The sequence below is a fragment of the Flavobacterium sp. LS1R10 genome (assembly GCF_003968825.1).
In the GTDB taxonomy this organism is placed as follows: Bacteria; Bacteroidota; Bacteroidia; order Flavobacteriales; family Flavobacteriaceae; genus Flavobacterium.
Map to the genome: position 1 here is coordinate 196,198 of NZ_RYDH01000006.1, position 23,013 is coordinate 219,210.

Below are 23,013 nucleotides of genomic sequence, written 5' to 3' on the forward strand. Positions count from 1 at the left end.
TTATTCTACCTTTTTAAATCTATCAATCCCTTCTCTCAACCATCCTTTGTAGGCATTGATATCTGAGTTATAACTTTCTGGTTTATCAGACAGCATATTCTCTTCTACATCTAAAACAATGTAATACGGTTGCGCATTGGCTTTGTACCTTGTAATTTGGAAATCGCTCCATTTATTACCCACACTTACAATTTCTTTACCCGTTTCTTTAGATACGTATTGCTCGCTTTTTGGCAATTCTCTTTTATCATCAACATATAAAGATATTAAAACCACTTCTTCTTGTAATATTTTTAAAATCGCAGGATCTGACCACACATAATCTTCCATTTTTCTACAATTCACACAGGCATAACCCGTAAAGTCAAGTAAAATAGGTTTGTTTACTGATTTGGCATAAGCCAATCCTTTTTCATAATTATCAAAAGCAATAAGATCATGTGGCCCTAAATGTGCGCCTTCCGGCAAAATTTGGGCAGATGCATTTGAGCCACCTTGGGAGTTTCCTACTCCGTAAGGACTTTCGCTATAGGTCATTGGCGGCGGGAAACCAGAAATTAATTTTAATGGCGCTCCCCAAATCCCAGGAATCAAATAGATGGTAAAGGCCAAAACTACTAATCCAAAGGACAGTCGTCCTACTGAAATATGTGTCATCGGGCTATCGTGCGGCAACGTAATTTTTCCGAATAAATAAAAGGCCAATGTTCCAAAAATAGCGATCCATATTGCCAAGAACACTTCTCTTTCCAAGAAATGTAATTGCAAAACCAAATCAGCATTCGACAAAAATTTAAATGCCAAAGCCAATTCTAAAAAGCCTAAAACTACTTTAACTGTATTCAACCAACCACCGGATTTTGGCAATGAATTCAACCAACCCGGAAACATCGCAAACAACATAAAGGGTAAGGCTAGAGCCAATGAAAACCCAAACATACCCACAATTGGAGCTATTCCGCCTTTAGAAGCCGCTTCGACTAATAGGGTTCCTACAATCGGTCCGGTACACGAAAACGAGACAATCGCTAACGCTAAAGCCATGAATAAAATTCCAACTATCCCACCTCTATCCGCTTGATTATCCACTTTATTTGCCCAAGAATTAGGCAGCATAATCTCAAAACCACCCAAAAATGAAGCTGCAAAAGTGACTAACAAAACAAAGAAAATAATATTGAACCAAACATTCGTGGACAACGCATTCAGCGCATCGGCACCAAAAATCCACGTCACTAAGAATCCTAAAACTACATAAATGAATATGATAGCTACTCCATAAATAATGGCATTACTAATCCCTTTTGCTTTTGTTTTGCTTTGTTTAGTAAAAAAACTGACTGTCATAGGAATCATTGGGAAGACACAAGGCGTAAGCAATGCGGCAAATCCAGATAAAAAAGCAATGAAGAAAATAGACCATAATCCTCTTTTTGTAGCTGGTTCAGAGTCTAGAGAAACGACTTTTTCAGGAGTAACTGTTTCTTCGTTATTTACATCCGGACTTACAGCTGCTGTATCAACTTTAGCCGTATCTATCACCGGTAAAACGGGGACTACAGCAGCTATTTCTGCTATTTTTGATGCCGAAGGAATTTTAAACGTAAAATTCTTCTCCATGTTAATACAAACATCTTTGCACACCTGGTAATTGAAATCGACTTTAATTTCAGTCAGCTTAGGATTTGTTAGTGTAATTTCCTGCTGGATTTGACCTTTCTTTTCGAAGAATGTTTCGTTAACTTCAAATATATCATTGTAAGCGGTTCTCGTTTTACTTTCTTTGGCTTTGCCCACTAGAATGAAGTTCCCTTTTTGGTTTTTGAAAATGATTTCCAGTGGCAACGGCCCTCCGTCTGGAGTAAATTGAGAATACAAATGCCAATCCTTTTCTATGACAACATTAAAAGTAAGGATATAATTAGTATCTGATTTTTTTTCTATTTTAGTAGTCCATTTGGCGGGATCCAGAATCTGGGCATTTCCATTGGCAAAAGCCAAAAAAGCAATAAGTATAAATAGTAGTTTCTTCATTATTCTGATTGTATTTTAAGTATATTTTTAGTTGTGTTGTCTATTCTAAAGCGTTCATCCTGACGTAGACCAATTATCCAGACTATTTCATCATTCGAACATAAAAGCCAAGAATTTTCTTTTTCTAGCAAGGATAATTTTTCATCTTTAAAAAACTTGCTCACTTTCTTTGACTTACCGTTCATCCCAAAAGGCTGAAAACTATCGCCTTCGTTCCAATGGCGTAAAATTAATGGATACTGCACTTTATCACCATCTACAAAGATAGTTTTATTTGAAACGATACCAATGTCGGCTACTTTGCAAAACGTAAGATTTAAGGGAATATTAACTTCTTTTTGATTTTCATCTATAAAATATTTGTCCTTTACATTTACGAAATTTATCGGACTTAGGATTAAGTAATCCCTGTCTTTTAATACTCTATATTCTGGAGAAAAAACATGTTTCCCAGATTGACTATCAACCAAATCATAAATATCATCCCAAGCTTTGAATCCAAATTCTTTCAGCCATTGGTACAAATAAGATTTGTAATTGGGTAATTTTTTTAGTTTTTTTAAATCAAAATAAATAGTCTCATTCTCTTGCTTTACCACTTGCTGATAAATCATAATTGAAGCATCTTCAGCCATAACTTGCGCGTCTTGCAAATACAGTTGTGTTTTGTGAAACGAGGAAAGAAAATTAGAATTCAATTCTTTTAACATCGGAACCAGATGATGCCGAATTTTATTCCGAAGGTATTTATCGGATGCATTACTGCTGTCCTCGCGCCATTTAATGTTATTTAATTTGGCATAATCTTCCATTTCTTTTTGGTTAAAGGCCAAAAGTGGGCGAATTACTTTATCGTTCTGCTCCGGAATTCCTGTCAAACCTTCTAATCCTGTTCCACGACTCAGATTGATTAGGAACGTTTCCAAATTATCATCGGCATGATGTGCTGTGAGAATATAATCGAATTTTTCAGTCTCTAATAACTCATAAAACCAGTTATATCGCAACTCGCGGGCTGCAACTTGTGTCGAAATTTTATAATCTTCAGAAAAAGCTTTGGTGTCAAATTGTGTTATAAATACTGGAATAGCATTTGCCGCAGCATATTCCTGGACAAAATTTTGGTCTTCAAAACTTTCCATTCCACGCAATTGAAAATTACAATGGGCCATTCCTATTGTATATTTCAATTGCTGAAACAAATGCACCAATACCATACTGTCTTTCCCGCCACTTGTAGCAAGAAGTATTTTTTTTCCGTTCAAGAACTGGAAATTATGAAGAAGATGGTTTTGGAATTTCTGTAGCATATTCAAATTTAATTCATTCATTTTGATTTAACTTAAAACTTCTCGCATCGCTTTTGCTTTAAGCAAACATTCTTCATACTCCTTTTCAGGAATTGATGGCGACGTGATAGCGCTTCCAACTGAAAAAGAAACATATTTTTTTTCTTGATTGTACAAAATGCTTCGGATAACTACATTAAAATCGAAATCACCATTTGGTGTAAAATACCCCACAGCACCGCTATATAAACCGCGTTTTGTTTCTTCCAGTTTTTCAATTATTTTCATCACCGAAATCTTTGGTGCACCCGTCATACTTCCCATTGGGAAAGTTGTTTTTAAAGTATCTACTATAGAATAGTGCGCCTCTAACTTTGACGTAACCGTTGATATCATCTGATGCACTTGCAAAAAAGAATAAATTGTACACAACTCTTGTACTTCAACGGATCCTTTTTGTGCTGTTCGAGACAAATCATTGCGCACTAAATCCGTAATCATAATATTTTCGGCTCGTTCTTTTGGGTCTAAAGCCAATTGCATTTTCGATTTTTCATCTTCAATTGGGTCTGAAAATCGTTTTGCAGTTCCTTTAATCGGTTGCGAAATAATAAGTTCTCCTTCTTTCCTTAAATAACGTTCCGGTGTCGCCGAAAGTAAAAAGTGATTGTTGTTTTTAAAAAAAACGGCAAATGGCGGCTGAGAAATTTCGTTGAGTTTTATAAATTTTTCTATGGGATCAATCGTTGCATTTTCAGCAAAAAATTCCATACAGAAATTGGCTTCATAAATATCGCCCTGATGAATGTGTTCCAATATTTTTGAAACTTTTTGAAGATAATTCTCTTTCGGAATCCGTTGTTGGATCGTTATTTGTGAATTTTGAACGCTCAACGCTGAACACTGAACACTAATTTCTTTAAAGTCTGCCTCCACTTCCTCCACACACATATTGAGATATTGAATTTCGAGTTGATTTCCTTTCAATAAAAACAGTTTCTTAGGTTGGAAAAAATACAAATCCGGAAAATCCAGCCCGTCAAAATTAGCAGATTGCAACTGCTCAATATCATTTTTTAAATCATACGATAAATAACCAAAAAGCCAGTCTTTCGTATTTTGCTGGTACTGTTTCAAATCCTCAAAGGCATTGTAAACATCTGTTTTGATGGAGGTAAAAGCATCTACGGCAAGAATACAATCGCAACTGGAGTACTGTTGCGGATACTCATTACTATCCATAAAAACAACTTCACGAAATTGTTGTGACCAAAGTAAAAGTTGTTGTTTGAACAATTTTGAATCAGAAATAGACTTATAAATTGAAGTTCTCAAAAAGTTTTAATGTTTAAAAATTCAAAATTACAACAAAAAAAATTCTTCAATAACTGGTTATGCTAAAATTAGCTTATTTTTTTGTAAATTTGGTAGTGCGTGATCAATTTTGGATTTTTTTAATCGTTTAATCATTCCCGTTATGGCTTCAAAAATTTTCCTTAATTTAGCAGTTAAAGACCTTAAAAAATCCATTGTTTTTTTTACACAACTCGGATTTTCTTTCAATCCTCAATTTACTGATGAACAAGCCACTTGCATGATTACAGGAAAAAACATTTTTGTGATGCTGCTTACTGAGCAACGATTTAGAGACTTTACCAAAAAAGAAATTTGCAATGCCCATAAAAATACCGAAGTATTAATCGCAATAGATGTTGAAAGCAAAAAAAAAGTGGACGAAATAGTACAAAAAGCGATATTTGCGGGTGGTACAACGTATATGGAGCCACAAGATCACGGATCGATGTATGCCCATGGTTTTGCGGATTTGGACGGACACCAATGGGAAATTATGTGTATGGATGAACGTGCAATTCCCCAATAATTATTCTCAAATATGTAACCAATAAAACCATATACTATGAAAATTGTAATTATTATTATCCGAACTTTAATTGGAATTTTACTTCTTTATGCATCAATTAGTTTTTTTCTGAAACTAGCTCCAGAACCGGAGGTTACCGGAAATTTCAAGGCTTTTAATGTGGGCTTGGTTGCCTCTACTTACATTATGCCATTAGCCAAGTCTATTGAGTTGTTATGTGGCCTAGCCTTTTTGACAGGGCGTTATGTTACTCTTGCCAGTATTTTGATTTTACCAATAACCATCAACATTTTATTCATAAATTTTTTCTTGTCTCCAGAGGGAATTCCTACTGCCCTTTTCTTATTCTTGGGAAATATGTTTCTAATTTTTAACCATTGGAACAATTATAAAAGTTTATTTATTGCTAAAGACTAAATAAGTGCACCTCATAACAAAAAAACCCGCTCAATGTAGCGGGTTTCTTTATTCTAAAGCAAAAATTTATTCTTTAATTACACATGCAACGCTCTATTGTCAGTAGCGGCTAGTGCTGCTTCTTTGATCGCTTCTGCAAATGTTGGATGAGCATGAGACATTCTGGAAATATCTTCAGCAGAGGCTTTGAATTCCATTGCAACTACTGCTTCAGCAATTAAATCCGCACAACGAGCCCCAATCATGTGAACGCCTAGTACTTCATCTGTTTTTGCATCAGCAAGAATTTTTACAAATCCGTCTAAATCTCCACCAGCTCTTGCGCGTCCTAAAGCTTTGAAAGGAAAACTTCCTGCTTTATACTCAACTCCGGAAGCTTTCAATTGCTCCTCTGTTTGTCCTACAGCAGCCACTTCTGGCCAAGTGTACACAACTCCGGGAATCAAATTATAATCGATATGTGGTTTTTGACCTGCTAATATTTCAGCCACCATGGCTCCTTCTTCTTCTGCTTTGTGTGCTAACATTGCGCCACGCACCACATCGCCAATTGCATAAATAGTAGGAACTGAAGTTTGCAAATGATCATTTACTTCTACCATTCCTCTATCTGAGATTTTCACACCTGCTTTATCAGCATTTAATCCGTCAGTATACGGACGACGACCTACAGAAACTAAGGAATAATCCCCTTCCAGCGTAATTGTTTCTCCTTTTGTATTTTCAGCTTGAACTACAACGCCTTCACCATTTCGTTCTACGGATTTCACTTTGTGTGAAACATAGAATTTCATGCCTTGTTTTTTTAATACTTTAGTCAATTCTTTAGACAATGAAGCATCCATTCCAGGAATAATTCGGTCTAAATATTCTACAACAGAAACTTGTGATCCCAATCGCAAATACACTTGACCTAATTCGATCCCGATAATTCCACCACCAATAATTACTAAATGTTTTGGTACTTCTTTAAGTTTCAATGCTTCGGTTGAAGTGATGATTCTTTCTTTATCAATTTTGATAAAAGGCAAAGAAGATGGTTTTGAACCTGTAGCGATAATGATGTTTTTGGCTTCGATAGTTTCAGAAGTTCCGTCTGCTTTTGCCACCGCAACATGCGTAGCATCAACAAATGAACCCAATCCTTCCAGAACTGTAATTTTATTTTTGTCCATTAAAAATTTCACACCACCAGAAGTCTGATCTACAACTGCTTGTTTGCGCGCAATCATTTTTTCAAGGTTTACTTTTACTTCCCCGGAAACTTCAATTCCGTGATCTGCAAAATGTGCAATTTCACTGTAATGATGAGAAGAAGCAAGCAGTGCTTTTGAAGGAATACAACCAACATTGAGGCAAGTTCCTCCAAGAGTGGAATATTTTTCGATAATTGCTGTTTTAAAACCCAGTTGTGCACAACGAATTGCTGATACATATCCGCCTGGTCCAGAACCTATAATGACTACGTCAAATGAACTCATAGTATTTTTTTTTATTGTGTTTTTATAAAATGTTCCACAAAATTAAGGAATTAAGTTTTGTTTGAAGTTTAATTCAGAAGGTTTTTTGTTATGAAAATGACATAACCAATATTCATCAAAAAATTATTTATGGCTTTTTAGAAGGATCTCTATAAGTATGAAAATCAGAGTAAATAATAATTTCATCATTAAATACTTCATAAATAATTACAAAAGGGAATTTTTTAAAGGATAATTCTCTGAAAAACGGTTCTTTTTTTAGTGGGAATAGTTCAGGATTCATTTTTAATATTTTTAAATATCCTTTCAGGTAAACAAAAAAACTTTCCCTAATCCCTTTTTTTACTTTTATAAATTTCAATAGCCTCAATTATTTCAATTTCTGCTAATTTTGAAATAACTATTTTAAAAACCATATTAGGCATTTAATTGCTTCTCCAAATCTTCCCAAGAAGTTGATAAACTATTCCCGGAATGATAGACGGTTCTGGCTTCTTCCACTTTTTGATACTGATTATCCGAAACTAGGGAAGCTTTTTCTCAGTTTAAAATAGCGTCAAATATTCCTTCCAAAACGACTAATTTTGAATCATCCTGGATAAGTTTTCCAAAATTCACAATACCCTTTTGTCTAATTTCTTTAGTTTTCATGGAGCAATTGATTTATTCTAAATTTAATGACATTAAAACAATCAACATTTATATATCAACGACAGTCGTGCTTTTTACTTCGCTAATCATAAATGTGCTGTGCGTACTTCCTATATGTTGTAATGTCGTTAGTTTCGTTACTAAAAACTCTCGATAAGCTTCCATATCTTTTACCACAATTTTCAGGATATAATCATAATCACCGCTCACATGATGACATTCTAAAACTTCTTTTAGTTTCACCACTTCACTTTCGAACTTCGTGAGAAACTCTTTGGTATGCTGTATCAATTTGAGGTGACAAAAAACCACAAATCCTTTCTCGGCTTTGGAGCGATTAATCAACGCAACATACTTGTCAATAACCCCTTCTCTTTCTAATTTTTTAATGCGTTCATAAACGGCAGTAACGGAAAGATTGAGTTTTAAGGACAATTCTTTGGTTGTTTTCTTACTATCATTTTGTAATAAAAAAAGTAATTTTTTGTCTGTTGAATCTAATGTCATTGTGTTGCAAATTTCAAATTGATAGATAATCTATAAAAATCCTGATTACCGAACTAATTTAGTGAAAAAAATTGATTATTTAGTGTTATATAGTTTTATAATCTAATAAAACTACAGACTATTGATTTTTAATCTTAAAATATTTTGTTTTGAATAGGATTTCTTGACATACCGGAATGTCCAAGCCCTGATAGCAACGGCATCCTTTTACTTTTTTCTTTAAAAAGTAAAAGATAGAGTGAATAGCAGGAATAGCTTCAAATAACAATAAAAAATAATTATGAAAAATTTCAATCCCGCAGACAACATTCAGGATTTGCAGTACTTTGGCGAATTTGGTGGTGTGAATCCCTCTATTTCTGACTCCTCAACCTACACTTTTTTATCGGCAAAAACGATGTTCGATACTTTTGAAGGCAATATGGAAGGCTGTTATTTGTATTCACGTCATTCCTCGCCGAGTAATTTATACCTGGACAAAGCCTTGGCAGCCATGGAAGGCACGGAAACAGCGAACGTTTCGGCATCCGGAATGGGAGCGATTACGCCTACTTTGTTGCAATTGTGCGGTTCCGGCGACCATATTGTTTCTAGCAGAACCATTTATGGCGGAACGTATGCATTCCTGAAGAATTTTACACCTAGATTAGGTATCAAAACCACATTTGTTGACATCACAAAACTTGAAGTTGTAGAGGCTGCTATTACTGCTGAAACTAAAGTTTTGTATTGTGAGACGGTGAGCAATCCTTTATTGGAAGTGGCTGATATTGAAGGTTTATCAAAAATTGCAAAAAGACATAATTTGAAATTAGTTGTTGATAATACTTTTTCGCCACTATCCGTTTCGCCTGCTAAATTAGGAGCTGATATTGTGATTCACAGTTTGACAAAATACATCAACGGAAGCAGTGATACGGTGGGCGGAGTAACATGCGCCTCTCAGGAATTTATTGATAGTTTAAAAAATGTAAACAGTGGAGCCAGCATGTTATTGGGGCCAACGATGGATAGTCTGCGATCTGCCAGTGTGATGAAAAACTTGCGTACGCTGCACATCAGAATGAAACAGCACAGCCATAATGCGATGTATCTGGCGGAACGTTTTGAAAAAGACGGAATCAAAACAGTCTATCCGGGGTTAAAAAGCCATCCCAGTCATGAGATCTATAAAAGCATGATTAATCCTGAATATGGTTTTGGCGGGATGATGACGCTGGATGTTGGAACTTTGGTGAAAGCCAATGCTTTGATGGAGTTGATGCAGGCCAAAAATCTAGGGTATCTGGCGGTGAGTTTAGGGTTTTATAAAACCTTATTCAGCGCGCCGGGAACCTCAACTTCCAGCGAAATCCCTTTGGAGGAACAAATTGAAATGGGATTGACAGACGGTTTGATTCGGTTTTCTATCGGATTAGACAATGATATTGAAAGAACGTATCAAAGTATGAAGGTCTGTATGATGGAATTGAATCTGCTAAAATAAGGAGCCATAGTCATAGAATGATTATCCTTTAGCCGCGTATCATTTTTAAGGAAAACTAGAAAACACAAAAAAAGCTTCGAATTTCTTCGAAGCTTTTGCTTTCTGGGTGGAAGACGGGGCTCGAACCCGCGACCCTCGGTACCACAAACCGATGCTCTAACCAACTGAGCTACAACCACCATTTGCTTAGCGGTTGCAAATATACGATATAAGTTTATTTCTGCAAATATTTATTTCAAAAAATTACATGAAAATTAGATCAAATCTACTAAGCTATTGACTGCCAAATATCTTTCAGTCGTAAAACCTTCTGCATGATCCAGTCCTGCAATCCTTCCTAAATCTCTGGAGCGATAATTCAGGCTTTCCAGAAAGTTTTTGCTTGTTATTGGGGATTCCGGTTCCTTTGAGTTGGCATCATAAAACTGGGAACTGTAGGCTAAAATTGCTTCAATTTTTTTATCGGTAAAACCTGTAATGTCGACTACAAAATCCGGCTCTATATTTTTCCATTGAATGTAATGGTAGACAATTTTTGGCCGCCAAGGCGCTTGCTTTTCGCCTGCTAATGAAGTTTCTATCTTGATCAACCCGGATAAAAAACAAGCATCAGACACTAATTTACTTCCTTTTGCATGATCAATATGGCGGTCATCAATAGCATTGCATAGAATAATTTCCGGCTGGTACTTGCGAATCATTTGTATAATTTCTAATTGGTGTTTTTCGTCATTGACAAAAAAGCCATCCCGCATTTTTAAATTCTCACGCACTGAAACACCCAGTATTTTTGCAGCAGCATTCGCTTCCTGATCTCTGATATCAGCGGAACCGCGAGTCCCTAATTCGCCACGTGTCAAATCAATAATCCCAACTGTTTTTCCTAAGGACATTTCTTTTAAAATGGTTCCCGCACAACCCAACTCTACATCATCAGGATGCGCACCAAAAGCCAATATATCTAATTTCATTATTTTCTGTTTATTTTATTTAAAGTTATACTAACTCGCCTTCATCTAATATTTATAATACTTTTTTCATTGTCATTGATTTATGGACGCTTTCCTCCCACTCTTTTTCAGGGACGCTATCTTTTGTGATACCACAACCCATATACAAATATGCGCTAGTCAATGCGAGATTCGAATCAAAATCAATTTGCATGCACCGCAAATTTACAAACAAATCAGAACTTACGGTATTGGTCGTGAAACTGCTGTTCAATTCCCCCAGAAAACCGGTGTAAAAACTCCTGTCGTACTGCTCGTTTTCTAGAATAAAAGTCTTAGCACTTTCTTTTGGCAATCCACAAACGGCAGGTGTGGGATGCAATAACTGAATTACTTTTTGCAAGCTGGAATCGGAATTTAAACGTCCAGAAATATCTGTTTTTATATGCCAGATACTTCCCGCTTTGACGCTGTACGGCTCCGTCACCAAAACTCCGGAAGCCACACTTTCCAGTTTTGAAACAATATAATCCGTTACAAACTGCTGTTCTTCTTTTTCTTTTTTGTGCCAAGTAATTTCGGATAAACCCAAATCTTTCTGCGTTCCCGCCAAAGAAATCGTTTCAAAAACGGCTTCAGTTGCTTTCAGTAATTGCTCCGGTGTAGCGCCCAACCAAGTTCCAATTTTTGGATGATAAAAACAATACACAAAAGTAGAAGGATAAAGCTGTACTAATTTTTCGAAAGTGGAAACCAAATCAAAATCTGCTACTTCAACGGTTTCTTTTCTGGAAAGCACTACTTTATTACATTCGTTATTCTTTATGGACTGGATCCCTTTGGAAACTAAAGCTTCAAAATTATTTTTAGCCAAGGCATCTACAATCGTAAATTCATTTTTAGAAATAGCATTTTCTTTTTTTTTCAAAGTAACCCGCACCATTTCCGATTCATTTTCAGGAATCAAATGCGTTTTTGCTCCATCAAAAGAGGCAAAAACAAACCCTTTTTCGGTAAAATCAACAGCTGAAAATACCGTATCATTTTGTTGAAAAAAACCAATTACCTCTGCTGAATCAGGCTTACAATACAAAACAAAAGGTAGTTTTTCCTGAAACTGTTTTTTGGCTTTAGCTATAATTGCTTCCATTATTTGTTTTCGCTTTTTCTTTTTGGCAAAATCATATTAGTCAATTTACAAAGCGATATTAAGGTATTATTTTCATCCGTAATTCGTATTTCCCAAAGATGAATGCTTCGTCCTTTGTGCACGATTCGAGCTGTTGCCGTTACAATTCCGTCCCGCTTTGCTTTCAAATGATTGGCAGAAATCTCGATTCCGCGCACTTCACTTAGCTCAGAATTCACATACAGCATTGAGGCTGCACTGCCCACACTTTCTGCTAAAGCTACTGAAGCACCACCATGCAACAATCCCATTGGCTGATGTACGGATGGATTAACAGGCATTGTGGCTACTAAAAAATCTTCTCCTGCATCAGTATATTCAATATTCAACGTTTGCATTAAGGTGTTTTTAGAAATGTGATTGCAATATTGAAGTATTTTTTCTTTGTCGAATGTCATGTTATTGGCTTTAGAAATGTAAAAATAAATAAAAGATAAGTCACAAAACAGTAATTGCAATTGTTATTCTGATTTCGAAATAGATTTTTCCTATTTTTACAAAAAATACAACTAGATGCGTGCCAAAATAGTCTTGCTTTTTATTGGAATAGTATTCTCCATTTGTTCCTGCCGATCTGATTTTGAGACCGTAGCCAGCACCGGTGATTTAGCTTTTTCCAAAGACACTATTTATCTCGACACTGTTTTTTCAAACATTGGTTCCAGCACGTACCGACTCAAAGTATTCAACAAAAGCAAAAATGACATTACCATTCCAACCATTAAATTAGGAAAAGGATTAAGTTCTAAATACCGAATGACCGTTGACGGAATGCAGGGAACGGAAGGTAAAATTTTTACTAATGTGGCTCTTTTAGCCAAAGACAGTTTGTATATTTTCATAGAAACCACTGCAAATAGTACTGATGCTAACCCAAACGATTTTTTATACACCGATCAAATTCAGTTTGACAGTGGCGAAAACCGGCAAAATGTAGAACTGGTAACGCTCATTCAAGACGCTGTTTTTCTTTATCCAAAGCGTTTTACTAATGGAACTACTGAAACACTACCTATTGGAGACCAAAAAATAGATGGCTTTTATCTGGATGAAAACGATCCTGTAAATGGAAATGAATTACAGTTTACCAATGACAAACCCTATGTAATTTATGGATATGCAGCAGTTCCTTCAAATAAAACAGCCACTTTTGAGGCGGGAACCCGAGTTCATTTCCATGCTAATTCTGGGCTTATAGTAACCAATGATGCCTCCATCAATATTAATGGAACAGTATCTATAACGGATAAACTGGAAAACGAAGTCATTTTTGAAGGCGACCGTTTAGAAACTAATTTTTCGGATGTTCCGGGACAATGGGGAACCATTTGGCTTACTGATGGCAGTACGAATAACACATTGAATCACCTGACGATTAAAAATGCCACTATCGGATTATTGATTCAAAATAATGATGGCAGTACAGTTTCTATCAAAAACACTCAAATTTACAACAGCAGTACCTTTGGAATTTTGGCGCAGACCGCAAAAATAAATGGAGAAAATATAGTCATCAATAATGCCGGATTAGCCAGTTTAGCCTGTACGTATGGCGGAAATTATTCCTTTACACATTCAACCTTCAATAACAACTGGAACAGTTCCCAACAAGTGGCGGTTTTGATAAATAATTATATTTTGGGAGCAATTCCGGAAGTTAAAGATTTAACCGCAGCTACTTTTAACAACTGCATTATTTACGGTTCCTATTCAAACGAAATGAGTTTAAACAAGAAAACGGGAGCCACTTTTGAATACCAATTTAATAATTGCCTGATTAAATTTGATAACACATCGAATCAATTTGCAACGAATCCTGATTATCAATTCAGTACGGATACGGCACATTACAATGCGATACTTTTGAACAAGGATCCAAAATTCTTTAATATAACACAGAACAAATTTAATATTAACGAAACTTCGGCTGCTTTCGCAAAAGGGAATTCGGCATACCTGATTCCGTTAGATATTACAGGAAACACCAGAAGTTTACCCCCCGATTTAGGCGCATATCAAAACAAAGTATTCCCAAAATAAACAACTTTGAATGACAACACAAACTAAGACAAAACGCCTCCTATAATTAACTATTTAGTAACCTGATACACCGATTTAAAGAGTAGTTTTATCAAAAATTTTACTCAAAAATCCAATCTATTTTAAAACCAATTTAATCTATTATCAGACTATGAAACAAATCTACTCACTTCTCTTTTTATTTCTTTTCACGGCAGGTTTTGCGCAAGCGCCAGCAGGATATTATACCAATGCCACAGGAACGGGCTACACGTTGAAAACTCAATTATACAACATCATCAAAGACCATACAGTACAAACGTATGCAGGCTTATATGTTACTTATGAAACTTCCGATATTGATAATTTCTTTGAAAAGGACGGAACAGTTTTAGATATGTACTCTGAAAATCCTGCCGGAGCTGATCCATATACGTACACTATTGCAACTACGCAACGATGCGGAAGCAGTGGTTACGCAAAAGAAGGAGATTGTTACAATCGAGAACACATTATACCGCAATCTATATTCAGCGAAGCCTTACCAATGGTTTCTGATGCGCATTTCATAACGCCTACTGACGGAGAAGTAAATGGAATCCGATCTAATTACCCGCATTCTGTAGTAGCAACCGCTACTCAAACTACCCTTAACGGAAGTAAACTTGGAGCCAGTACAACAGCAGGTTATACAGGTCCTGTTTTTGAACCAATAGATGAATTCAAAGGGGATATTGCCCGTATGTATTTCTATTTTGCCACTCGTTATGAAAATACAGTTGCCGGATACAATTACCCAATGTTCAACAATTCAACTAGTAAAGTATTTACCACCGCATTTTTAAATCAACTGCTGGCTTGGCACAATCAAGATCCGGTAAGTGCCAGAGAAATTGCCCGTAACAACGCTATTTATGCGCGCCAGAACAATAGAAATCCTTACATTGACAATCCTAACTATGTAACGGCTATTTGGAAAACTGAAGCGGTTGATATTGAAGCTCCCTCTGCTGTTACAAACTTAATAGTAACCGAAACAACTTCAAACTCGGCTACTTTAACATGGACAGCAGCAACAGATAATGTTGGTGTTACCGGTTATGATGTGTATGTAAACGGTACATTAAAATCTACCGAAACAGGGTTAACTGCTACAGTAAACGGTTTAGTTGCATCTACCACTTATTCCTTTTATATTATAACCAGAGATGCTGAAAGAAATTCTTCGGTTGCCAGTACATCAGTAAATGGAACCACTAAAGCACCAGCTGCCGGTACCACTTTTTGTGCCTCTGAAGATTTTCAAACTATTCCTGCAAATGCAAGTTCTTATGCTACACAAACGTGGACTAACGCAGGAATAACATGGACCTCTACTGATTCTCGTACCGACCAAACATTAAATTCAAGAGCAATAACAATACGAAATGGCGCTCTTACCTCTTCATCTGTTGCTAATGGTATCAAGGATTTGACAGTTACCACCCAGCTTATTTTTTCTGGATCTGCAGGATCTTTTAAACTGAATGTCAATGGAACAGAAGTTGGCACTATCCCTTACAGCAGTACGTCAACGACGACGACAATACCAAACATCAATGTAACTGGGAATGTGATTATTACCCTTTCTGGAAACAGCACAGCATCAAATCGTGTTCGATTTGATGATCTTTCTTGGACTTGTGCCGCTTCACTTGGTGTTGATCAATTAGAAACAAAAAGTTTTGAAATTTATCCCAATCCATCCAATGGAAATATCAAAATAAATTTCAATAATTCAAATGAAAAATACTCGGTTCAAGTATTTTCAGTATTAGGACAAAAAGTTTTTGAAAAAGAGTATACCAACAGTTCTTCTGCAGCGGTTAACAATCTTCAAAAAGGAGTTTATTTAATTAAAATAACCAACGATTCTAAATCAGTTACTAAAAAACTAATTGTAAACTAATTTAAGCACGAACCATTTCTTTTAAAGCGGCATTTATTGCCGCTTTTTTTGTTTTATTTTAGACTTGTTTTATACATAAAAAGAAAATTTTTAGCTCCTTTACAACTTAGCGCTACAGGTTTCCTGTTTATTTTTCTAAAAAAAATGCAACCTGTTGTACTTCAAATGTTACTAATTATGTTAATAAAAATGCAAATACCTTCATAATTTCATAACATATACCATCCAAAATGTTATAAATTTGTGAGTCTTCAGTATTTTCCCATTTGGAAGCCTGAGACTAACCCCAATAACCAAAACAAATTTAAATTATGAAAAAAATCTACTCTACATTATTATTACTGTTCGTCACAGCAACGATAGCCCAAATACCAAGTGGTTATTACAATACCGCCACAGGAACTAGTTACACACTCAAAACACAATTATACAACGTCATCAAAGGGCATACGGATAACGGATATGGCGGTTTATATACCATATATCAAACCTCGGACAGGGATTATTACTTTGAAAATGACGCCACAATTTTAGACATGTATTCTGAAAATCCTGCCGGAACAGACCCTTATAACTACTCCGCCGGAACAACCCAAAGATGTGGAAATTACAGCGTAGAAGGCGATTGCTATAATAGAGAACACATCATTCCGCAATCTACTTTTGGTTCTGCAGCCCCAATGGTTTCAGATGCCCATTTCATCACACCCACAGACGGAAAAGTAAACGGTCAGCGTTCTAATTATCCGCACGGTCCGGTGACTTCTGCGTCTTGGACTTCCTTAAACGGAAGTAAACTTGGAACGAGTACAACTTCTGGTTATTCAGGACCTATTTTTGAACCTATCAATGAATTCAAAGGCGATATTGCCCGAATGTATTTTTATTTTGCCACCCGTTATGAAAATACAGTTGCTGGTTATTCCTATGCAATGTTCAATGGATCGAGTAATCAAGTGTTCACGACCGCTTTTTTAAACGTATTGATTACTTGGCACAACCAAGATCCTGTCAGCACTAGAGAAATTGATCGCAACAATGCCATTTATAATTCTCAAAACAATAGGAATCCTTATATTGATCATCCTGAGTATGTACAGGCAATTTGGAACCCAAGCGCTGATGCACAAGCCCCAACTACTCCAACGAATTTAGTTGCTAGCGGAACAACATCAAATTCCGTTTCATTAAACTGGACGGCTTCCTCTGATAATAGTGGAGTAACTGGCTATAATGTGTATATGAACAGTGCTTTAAAAACAACCACAACCGGAACAACAACCACTATCACTGGGCTAACCGCTTCTACTGCCTACTCTTTCTTTGTAAAAGCTAAAGATGCTGCAGGAAATATCTCTGGCCCAAGTAACACGGTGAATGTGACAACTGCTGCAGCAAGTGGTTCAACTGCAACAGATTTATTATTTTCAGAATATATTGAAGGCTCTTCAAACAATAAAGCTTTGGAAATTTCGAACGCAACTGGCGCCGCGATCAGCTTATCGATTTATAGCATAAAAAAACAAACGAATGGTTCCGGTGCCTGGAGTACAGGATTAGCCCTAACAGGGACTTTGAATACCGGCAGTAAATTCACAATCGTAAATAGTTTAATGGCGTCTAGTTGTTATCCTACAAGCTCAGCAAACCTTTCTACATCAGCAACTGAAATGACTTTTAATGGGAATGATGCTGTAGGTTTATTCAAAAATGGCGTCTTAATTGATATCATTGGAACTTTTAACGGTGGAACTGCAAACTTTGCGGCGGATCAAACCCTGAGAAGAAAATCAACCGTTACGGCACCAACAACTACTTTTAATAAAACAACCCAATGGGATTCCTTTACATCAGATACGTGTAACAATTTAGGAAGTCGTACGATTGAAAAAACACCAAAAACCAGTGTGGCTTTAGATATAAATGATATTGCCCTCTATCCAAATCCATCCAATGGAACTTTCTCTATCAATAATTCGAATAAAAGCTATGCTATCGAAATTTATTCTATAATTGGTCAGAAAATTTACAGCGACGAAAACAGCACCAAATCAGAAATTACGCTGCCAAATAGTGTAAAAGGAACGTACTTGGTTCGAGTGACTATTGATTCCAATTCAGTCCTCAAGAAATTAATAATCAACTAATTAACAAAGCGGCAAATTGCCGCTTTTTTTTTACTCCAAATTTAATCTTAATTGACTAAATTTGCACCGCAATACAACAAACTACATAACAATGATCCATTTCTTTGAAAACCAAAGCAAGACTGTTTATGCCGTACATACGCAAAACGCATTGAGCGAAGTCGAAATGTCAGCTCAAGACATTTCAAGACTCAACTGGCTTTTTGCCAATTCAAATAAAATAGAAAAATCCGTACTGACGGATTTTTTTGTTGGTCCTCGCGCCACAATGATAACCCCTTGGAGTACTAATGCTGTAGAAATCACCCAAAACATGGGAATATCCGGCATCATTAGAATCGAGGAATTTCATAAAGCGACCGCTGATTTTTCTGATTTTGACCCGATGCTTTCGCAAAAGTACACCGAGTTGAATCAAGATATTTTTACTATCAATGTACTTCCGGAAGCTATTTTGGACATCGATGATATTGCTGCTTACAACAAACAAGAAGGATTGTCTTTGAGTCCGGAAGAAGTAGCATATTTAGATAATCTAGCGCTTAAATTAGGGCGAAAACTAACGGATTCTGAGATTTTTGGTTTTTCACAAGCCAATTCAGAACACTGTCGCCACAAGATTTTCAACGGAACTTTTATAATTGACGGGGAAGAAAAAGAATCTTCTTTATTCAAATTAATCAAGAAAACATCCCAAGAAAATCCGAACGATATTGTCTCGGCTTACAAAGATAACGTTGCTTTTGTAAAAGGGCCTCGGGTACAACAATTTGCTCCAAAAAGCGCTGATAAACCTGATTTTTATGAAGTCAAAGAATTTGATTCGGTTATTTCATTAAAAGCAGAAACACATAATTTTCCAACAACGGTAGAGCCTTTCAATGGGGCTGCAACAGGTTCTGGCGGAGAAATTCGGGATCGTTTAGCAGGTGGACAAGGTTCGTTGCCAATGGCAGGAACGGCTGTTTACATGACTTCATACTCTCGTTTAGAAGCCCCATTCGACTCCGCTCAGGGTAGCAGACCATGGGAAAATGGTATGACCGAAAGAAAATGGTTGTATCAAACGCCAATGGATATTTTGATCAAAGCGTCCAACGGAGCTTCTGATTTTGGGAATAAATTTGGACAACCGTTAATTACAGGTTCTATCCTGACTTTCGAACACGAGCACTTCGATACGCTCAGTGTGACGGGTCGAAAATTAGGGTACGACAAAGTAATTATGCAAGCGGGCGGAATTGGGTACGGAAAATTAGATCAAGCGATTAAGAAAAAACCACAAACAGGCGATAAAATTGTGATACTTGGTGGTGAAAATTATAGAATTGGAATGGGTGGAGCTGCAGTTTCTTCAGCAGATACCGGAGCTTTCAGTTCAGGAATTGAGTTGAACGCCATCCAACGTTCGAACCCAGAAATGCAAAAACGTGCTGCCAATGCCATTCGTGGTTTGGTAGAAAGCGATATTAATCCAATTGTTTCGATTCACGATCACGGTGCTGGCGGACATTTAAACTGTCTTTCGGAATTAGTGGAAGAAACTGGCGGATTAATTGATTTAGACAAATTGCCTGTGGGAGATCCTACCCTTTCGGCAAAAGAAATCATTGGTAACGAATCTCAGGAAAGAATGGGATTGGTTATTGCAAAGGAAAACATCGATTTATTGCAAAAAATTGCCGATCGGGAACGTGCTCCAATGTACCAAGTGGGTGACGTAACTGGAGATCACCGTTTTACTTTCCAATCAAAATCAACAGGTGCTAAACCAATGGATTTCGCTTTAGAAGACTTTTTTGGAAGTTCTCCAAAAGTGGTCATGACAGACGAAACAATTGAAAGAAATTATACTGATTTAAGTTACGACAAGAAAAACATTTCAACCTATTTAGAGCAGGTACTTCAATTGGAGGCTGTAGCTTGTAAAGACTGGTTGACCAATAAAGTAGACCGTTGTGTGGGTGGTAAAGTTGCCAAACAACAAAATGCCGGACCCTTGCAATTGCCTTTGAATAATTGTGGAGTAATGGCCTTGGATTATCAAGGAATAGAAGGAGTTGCCACTTCGATTGGGCACTCGCCTATTGCTTCATTAATTGATCCGGTGGCAGGAACAAGAACGGCTATTGCTGAATCTTTATCAAACATTGTTTGGGCACCAATAAAAGACGGATTAAAGGGAATTTCACTTTCGGCAAACTGGATGTGGGCGTGTAAAAACGAAGGCGAAGACGCCCGTTTATACACAGCTGTTCAAGCCTGTTCGGATTTTGCAATCGAATTGGGAATCAACATTCCAACCGGAAAAGATTCTCTTTCCATGAAACAAAAATATCCAAATGAAGAAGTAATTGCGCCGGGAACGGTGATTATTTCAGCAGGTGGAAATTGTACCGATATTAGAAAAGTAGTAGAGCCTGTTTTACAAAGAGATGGCGGTTCTATTTATTACATTAATTTATCTCAAGATGATTTCAAATTAGGCGGTTCTTCGTTTGCACAAACGTTGAATACTATTGGACAAGAAGTACCCACGATTAAAGACGCTGCATTTTTCAAAAGAGCGTTCAATACCATTCAAGAATTAATTTTAGAAAACAATATTCTTGCAGGACACGATATTGGGAGTGGTGGTTTGATTACTACTTTATTGGAAATGTGTTTTGCCGATGTGAATTTGGGAGCTAAAATAGATTTCTCTCCCGAAGCTTCGGGATTCGAAGAAAAAGACATCATTAAATATCTTTTTGCTGAAAATATCGGAATTGTTTTCCAAGCAAAATCGGATGCTGAAGTAGAATCTAAATTGAATGCTAATACCGTTTCTTTCTATAAATTGGGAATCCCCTCCCCAGCCCTCCCCGAAGGAGAGAGAGCCAAACTGGAAATAATCAGTTCTTCTCCTGAAATTTTGACTTTCGACATTGCTAAATACAGAGATATTTGGTTCAAAACTTCTTTTTTATTAGACCAAAAACAATCGAAGAACGGAATGGCTCAAGCGCGTTTTGATAATTATAAAAATCAAGCGTTACACTATACTTTCCCTGCACATTTTACAGGAAAAAAACCTGTAATTGATGCTTCTAAACCGCGTCCTAAAGCAGCTATTATCCGTGAAAAAGGAAGTAATTCGGAACGCGAAATGGCAAATGCCATGTACTTAGCCGGTTTTGATGTAAAAGATGTTCACATGACCGATTTAATTTCAGGTCGTGAAACCTTGGAAGACATTCAGTTCATTGGCGCGGTTGGTGGATTCTCGAATTCAGATGTATTGGGTTCTGCCAAAGGTTGGGCGGGAGCATTTTTATACAATGAAAAAGCAAAAACCGCTTTAGACAATTTCTTTAAGAGAGACGACACCTTGTCTGTTGGAATCTGTAATGGTTGTCAATTGTTCATGGAATTGGAAGTAATTAATCCGGAGCATGACGTACATGGAAAAATGCTGCATAACGAAAGCAACAAACACGAAAGTATTTTTACATCAGTGACTATACAGGAAAACAATTCAGTGATGCTTTCTTCATTAGCAGGAAGTACGCTTGGAGTTTGGGTTTCGCATGGCGAAGGAAAATTCAACTTGCCAATGGGGGAAGAAAATTATACTATTGTTTCTAAATATGCCTATGAAGGTTATCCTGCTAATCCAAACGGATCGGATTACAATACGGCCATGCTTTGCGACAAAACAGGACGACATTTAGTAATGATGCCACACATAGAGCGCTCTACATTTCAATGGAACTGGGCACATTATCCAAAAGATAGAGACGATGAAGTTTCGCCTTGGCATGAAGCTTTTGTCAATGCCAGAAAATGGGTTGATAAAAAATAATTTATTCTATACTTTCTTAAAGCGTTCCTTTTCAGGAACGCTTTTTTTATGGAAAAGAATTTAAAAGCCATTTTGATGATTTGTAAGAAAATTTTAATATATTTGAAAATAGACAAAGTGAAACAAAACTTCGCCAATCTAGTCAATTTTAAGTGTATGTGAGAAGGTTTGTATCGCCTATTGACTAGTTGGCGGGAATACCAAAGAACTGCAAAGTTGAAAATTACCAGTCAAAAACTTTGCTAAAGTTATCTAATTGACTAACTTTGCCCAATGAGTCAGAAATTTATAAGAGAAGTTGTTTATTACGAAGACTATTATCTTAATTTTTTTAACGCTCAAAAAGAAGACGTTAAGAAAAAATTTAACTGGACTTTACAGTTAATTTCAACTCAACAAAGAATCCCCGAAAAGTTTTTCAAACATTTGACTGGTGCAGACGGAATATTTGAAGTTCGTGTTGAAGTCGGTTCAGATATTTTTAGAGTTTTTAGTTTTTTTGACAAAGGAAAGATTGTTGTTTTAGTAAATGGATTTCAGAAGAAAACACAAAAGACCCCGAAATCAGAAATCAAAATAGCTGAAAAACTAAAAGCAGAATATTTAGAAAATAAATATAAAAAGTAACGATTATGAAAACTGAAAATAAAAAAATTACAACATTTGCCGAACACTTAGATGCTCAATACGGGAAAACAGGAACCGAAACCCGTGAAAAATACGAAGAAGAATACGAGACCTTCGAACTTGGTGTTATGTTACAAGAAATGCGAAAAGAACGTGGAATGACACAAGAACAACTGGCATTAAAATGTGGAACAACAAAATCGTATATATCTAAAATTGAAAATAACACCAGCGATATAAGACTTTCTACATTAATGAGAATAATTAGACTAGGTTTAGGTGGACACTTAAAGTTAAGTTTAACCGAATAAAGGTACTACCCCGCCAATCGAGTAGACGGCTCCGCCAGAAACTGACGGAGTGCGCCTCTCACACCACCGTACGTTCGGGTCTCGTATACGGCGGTTCGCAAAGTGATGGGTTGAGTTCCATGTAAATCTCCAACATTGATTGATAGCCTTTCTTTGGACATGCTAACTTAGCCATCACATTAAGTTAAGAAATAATCTTAATTTTAGCCTATGAAACAAGTCCGCAAAATT

Annotated in this window: 19 protein-coding genes and 1 tRNA gene; 9 read left to right on the top strand and 11 right to left on the bottom strand. The window is 36.5% G+C overall.

The window, feature by feature from the left end; genetic code table 11:
* Genes EKL96_RS11840 through EKL96_RS11850 form a run of 3 tightly spaced genes read right to left on the bottom strand, consistent with a single transcriptional unit; the run spans position 1 to position 4,658 of the window.
* A complete protein-coding gene (locus tag EKL96_RS11840; RefSeq protein ID WP_126462589.1) occupies positions 1-2,034 on the bottom strand; it encodes a protein-disulfide reductase DsbD family protein in 2,034 nt (677 codons plus the stop codon).
* Positions 2,034-3,344 (bottom strand): tRNA lysidine(34) synthetase TilS, encoded by a 1,311-nt coding sequence (gene tilS, locus EKL96_RS11845; RefSeq protein ID WP_126462665.1) that lies wholly within the window; start codon positions 3,342-3,344, stop codon positions 2,034-2,036. The genes EKL96_RS11840 and tilS overlap by 1 nt, the downstream gene beginning before the upstream one ends.
* Positions 3,345-3,371: 27 nt before the next feature.
* The gene (locus EKL96_RS11850; RefSeq protein ID WP_126462592.1) at positions 3,372-4,658 is read right to left on the bottom strand and encodes an anthranilate synthase component I family protein; all 1,287 of its coding nucleotides are present in this window, start codon (positions 4,656-4,658) and stop codon (positions 3,372-3,374) included.
* A 142-nt stretch (positions 4,659-4,800) separates the two neighbouring features.
* Between EKL96_RS11850 and EKL96_RS11855 the strand changes: the two genes are divergently transcribed.
* Positions 4,801-5,205, top strand: coding sequence for a VOC family protein (locus tag EKL96_RS11855; RefSeq protein WP_126462595.1), 405 nt, complete (start codon positions 4,801-4,803; stop codon positions 5,203-5,205).
* Between the two features lie 36 nt (positions 5,206-5,241).
* Entirely contained in the window at positions 5,242-5,622 is a 381-nt protein-coding gene (locus EKL96_RS11860) for a DoxX family membrane protein (RefSeq protein WP_126462598.1), read from the top strand.
* A 77-nt stretch (positions 5,623-5,699) separates the two neighbouring features.
* Here the strand turns inward: EKL96_RS11860 and lpdA are convergent, their stop codons facing one another.
* The 3 genes from lpdA to EKL96_RS11870 all read right to left on the bottom strand — a co-directional run bounded on the left by lpdA (position 5,700) and on the right by EKL96_RS11870 (position 8,261).
* Positions 5,700-7,103, bottom strand: a complete 1,404-nt coding sequence (gene lpdA / locus EKL96_RS11865) for a dihydrolipoyl dehydrogenase (protein WP_126462601.1) — start codon at positions 7,101-7,103, stop codon at positions 5,700-5,702.
* Positions 7,104-7,230: 127 nt separating this feature from the next.
* Entirely contained in the window at positions 7,231-7,386 is a 156-nt protein-coding gene (locus EKL96_RS14230; protein WP_156063275.1) for a hypothetical protein, read from the bottom strand.
* Between the two features lie 416 nt (positions 7,387-7,802).
* Positions 7,803-8,261 (bottom strand): Lrp/AsnC family transcriptional regulator, encoded by a 459-nt coding sequence (locus EKL96_RS11870; RefSeq protein WP_126462604.1) that lies wholly within the window; start codon positions 8,259-8,261, stop codon positions 7,803-7,805.
* A gap of 280 nt (positions 8,262-8,541) precedes the next feature.
* Here EKL96_RS11870 and EKL96_RS11875 point away from each other — a divergent pair, with 280 nt between their 5' ends.
* Positions 8,542-9,747, top strand: coding sequence for an aminotransferase class I/II-fold pyridoxal phosphate-dependent enzyme (locus EKL96_RS11875; protein WP_126462607.1), 1,206 nt, complete (start codon positions 8,542-8,544; stop codon positions 9,745-9,747).
* Between the two features lie 104 nt (positions 9,748-9,851).
* Here EKL96_RS11875 and EKL96_RS11880 read toward each other — a convergent pair.
* The 4 genes from EKL96_RS11880 to EKL96_RS11895 all read right to left on the bottom strand — a co-directional run bounded on the left by EKL96_RS11880 (position 9,852) and on the right by EKL96_RS11895 (position 12,284).
* Positions 9,852-9,927 (bottom strand) — tRNA-His (locus tag EKL96_RS11880).
* A gap of 74 nt (positions 9,928-10,001) precedes the next feature.
* Positions 10,002-10,718: a bacillithiol biosynthesis deacetylase BshB1 gene (gene bshB1 / locus EKL96_RS11885; protein WP_126462610.1), complete on the bottom strand. Its 717-nt coding sequence runs from the start codon at positions 10,716-10,718 to the stop codon at positions 10,002-10,004.
* Between the two features lie 52 nt (positions 10,719-10,770).
* Positions 10,771-11,847 carry a chorismate-binding protein gene (locus EKL96_RS11890; RefSeq protein WP_126462613.1) on the bottom strand — a complete coding sequence of 359 codons (1,077 nt, stop codon included), beginning with the start codon at positions 11,845-11,847 and terminating at the stop codon, positions 10,771-10,773.
* Positions 11,847-12,284, bottom strand: coding sequence for a PaaI family thioesterase (locus tag EKL96_RS11895; protein ID WP_126462616.1), 438 nt, complete (start codon positions 12,282-12,284; stop codon positions 11,847-11,849). Before EKL96_RS11895 ends, EKL96_RS11890 begins: the two co-directional genes overlap by 1 nt.
* A gap of 115 nt (positions 12,285-12,399) precedes the next feature.
* Between EKL96_RS11895 and EKL96_RS11900 the strand changes: the two genes are divergently transcribed.
* The 6 genes from EKL96_RS11900 to EKL96_RS11925 all read left to right on the top strand — a co-directional run bounded on the left by EKL96_RS11900 (position 12,400) and on the right by EKL96_RS11925 (position 22,782).
* Positions 12,400-13,926, top strand: coding sequence for a hypothetical protein (locus EKL96_RS11900; protein WP_126462619.1), 1,527 nt, complete (start codon positions 12,400-12,402; stop codon positions 13,924-13,926).
* A 151-nt stretch (positions 13,927-14,077) separates the two neighbouring features.
* Positions 14,078-15,853 (top strand): endonuclease, encoded by a 1,776-nt coding sequence (locus tag EKL96_RS11905; RefSeq protein WP_126462622.1) that lies wholly within the window; start codon positions 14,078-14,080, stop codon positions 15,851-15,853.
* A gap of 311 nt (positions 15,854-16,164) precedes the next feature.
* A complete protein-coding gene (locus EKL96_RS11910; protein WP_126462625.1) occupies positions 16,165-18,000 on the top strand; it encodes an endonuclease in 1,836 nt (611 codons plus the stop codon).
* Between the two features lie 91 nt (positions 18,001-18,091).
* Positions 18,092-21,844 carry a phosphoribosylformylglycinamidine synthase gene (purL, locus tag EKL96_RS11915; protein ID WP_126462628.1) on the top strand — a complete coding sequence of 1,251 codons (3,753 nt, stop codon included), beginning with the start codon at positions 18,092-18,094 and terminating at the stop codon, positions 21,842-21,844.
* Positions 21,845-22,117: 273 nt separating this feature from the next.
* Positions 22,118-22,471: a type II toxin-antitoxin system RelE/ParE family toxin gene (locus EKL96_RS11920; RefSeq protein WP_126462631.1), complete on the top strand. Its 354-nt coding sequence runs from the start codon at positions 22,118-22,120 to the stop codon at positions 22,469-22,471.
* 5 nt (positions 22,472-22,476) lie between these two features.
* On the top strand, positions 22,477-22,782 hold the full coding sequence (locus EKL96_RS11925) for a helix-turn-helix domain-containing protein (protein ID WP_126462634.1): 306 nt from the start codon (positions 22,477-22,479) through the stop codon (positions 22,780-22,782).
* 5 nt (positions 22,783-22,787) lie between these two features.
* On the opposite strand, the gene EKL96_RS14235 is transcribed toward EKL96_RS11925, so the two are convergent.
* Entirely contained in the window at positions 22,788-22,943 is a 156-nt protein-coding gene (locus EKL96_RS14235) for a hypothetical protein (RefSeq protein WP_158615229.1), read from the bottom strand.
* Positions 22,944-23,013: the final 70 nt, after the last annotated feature.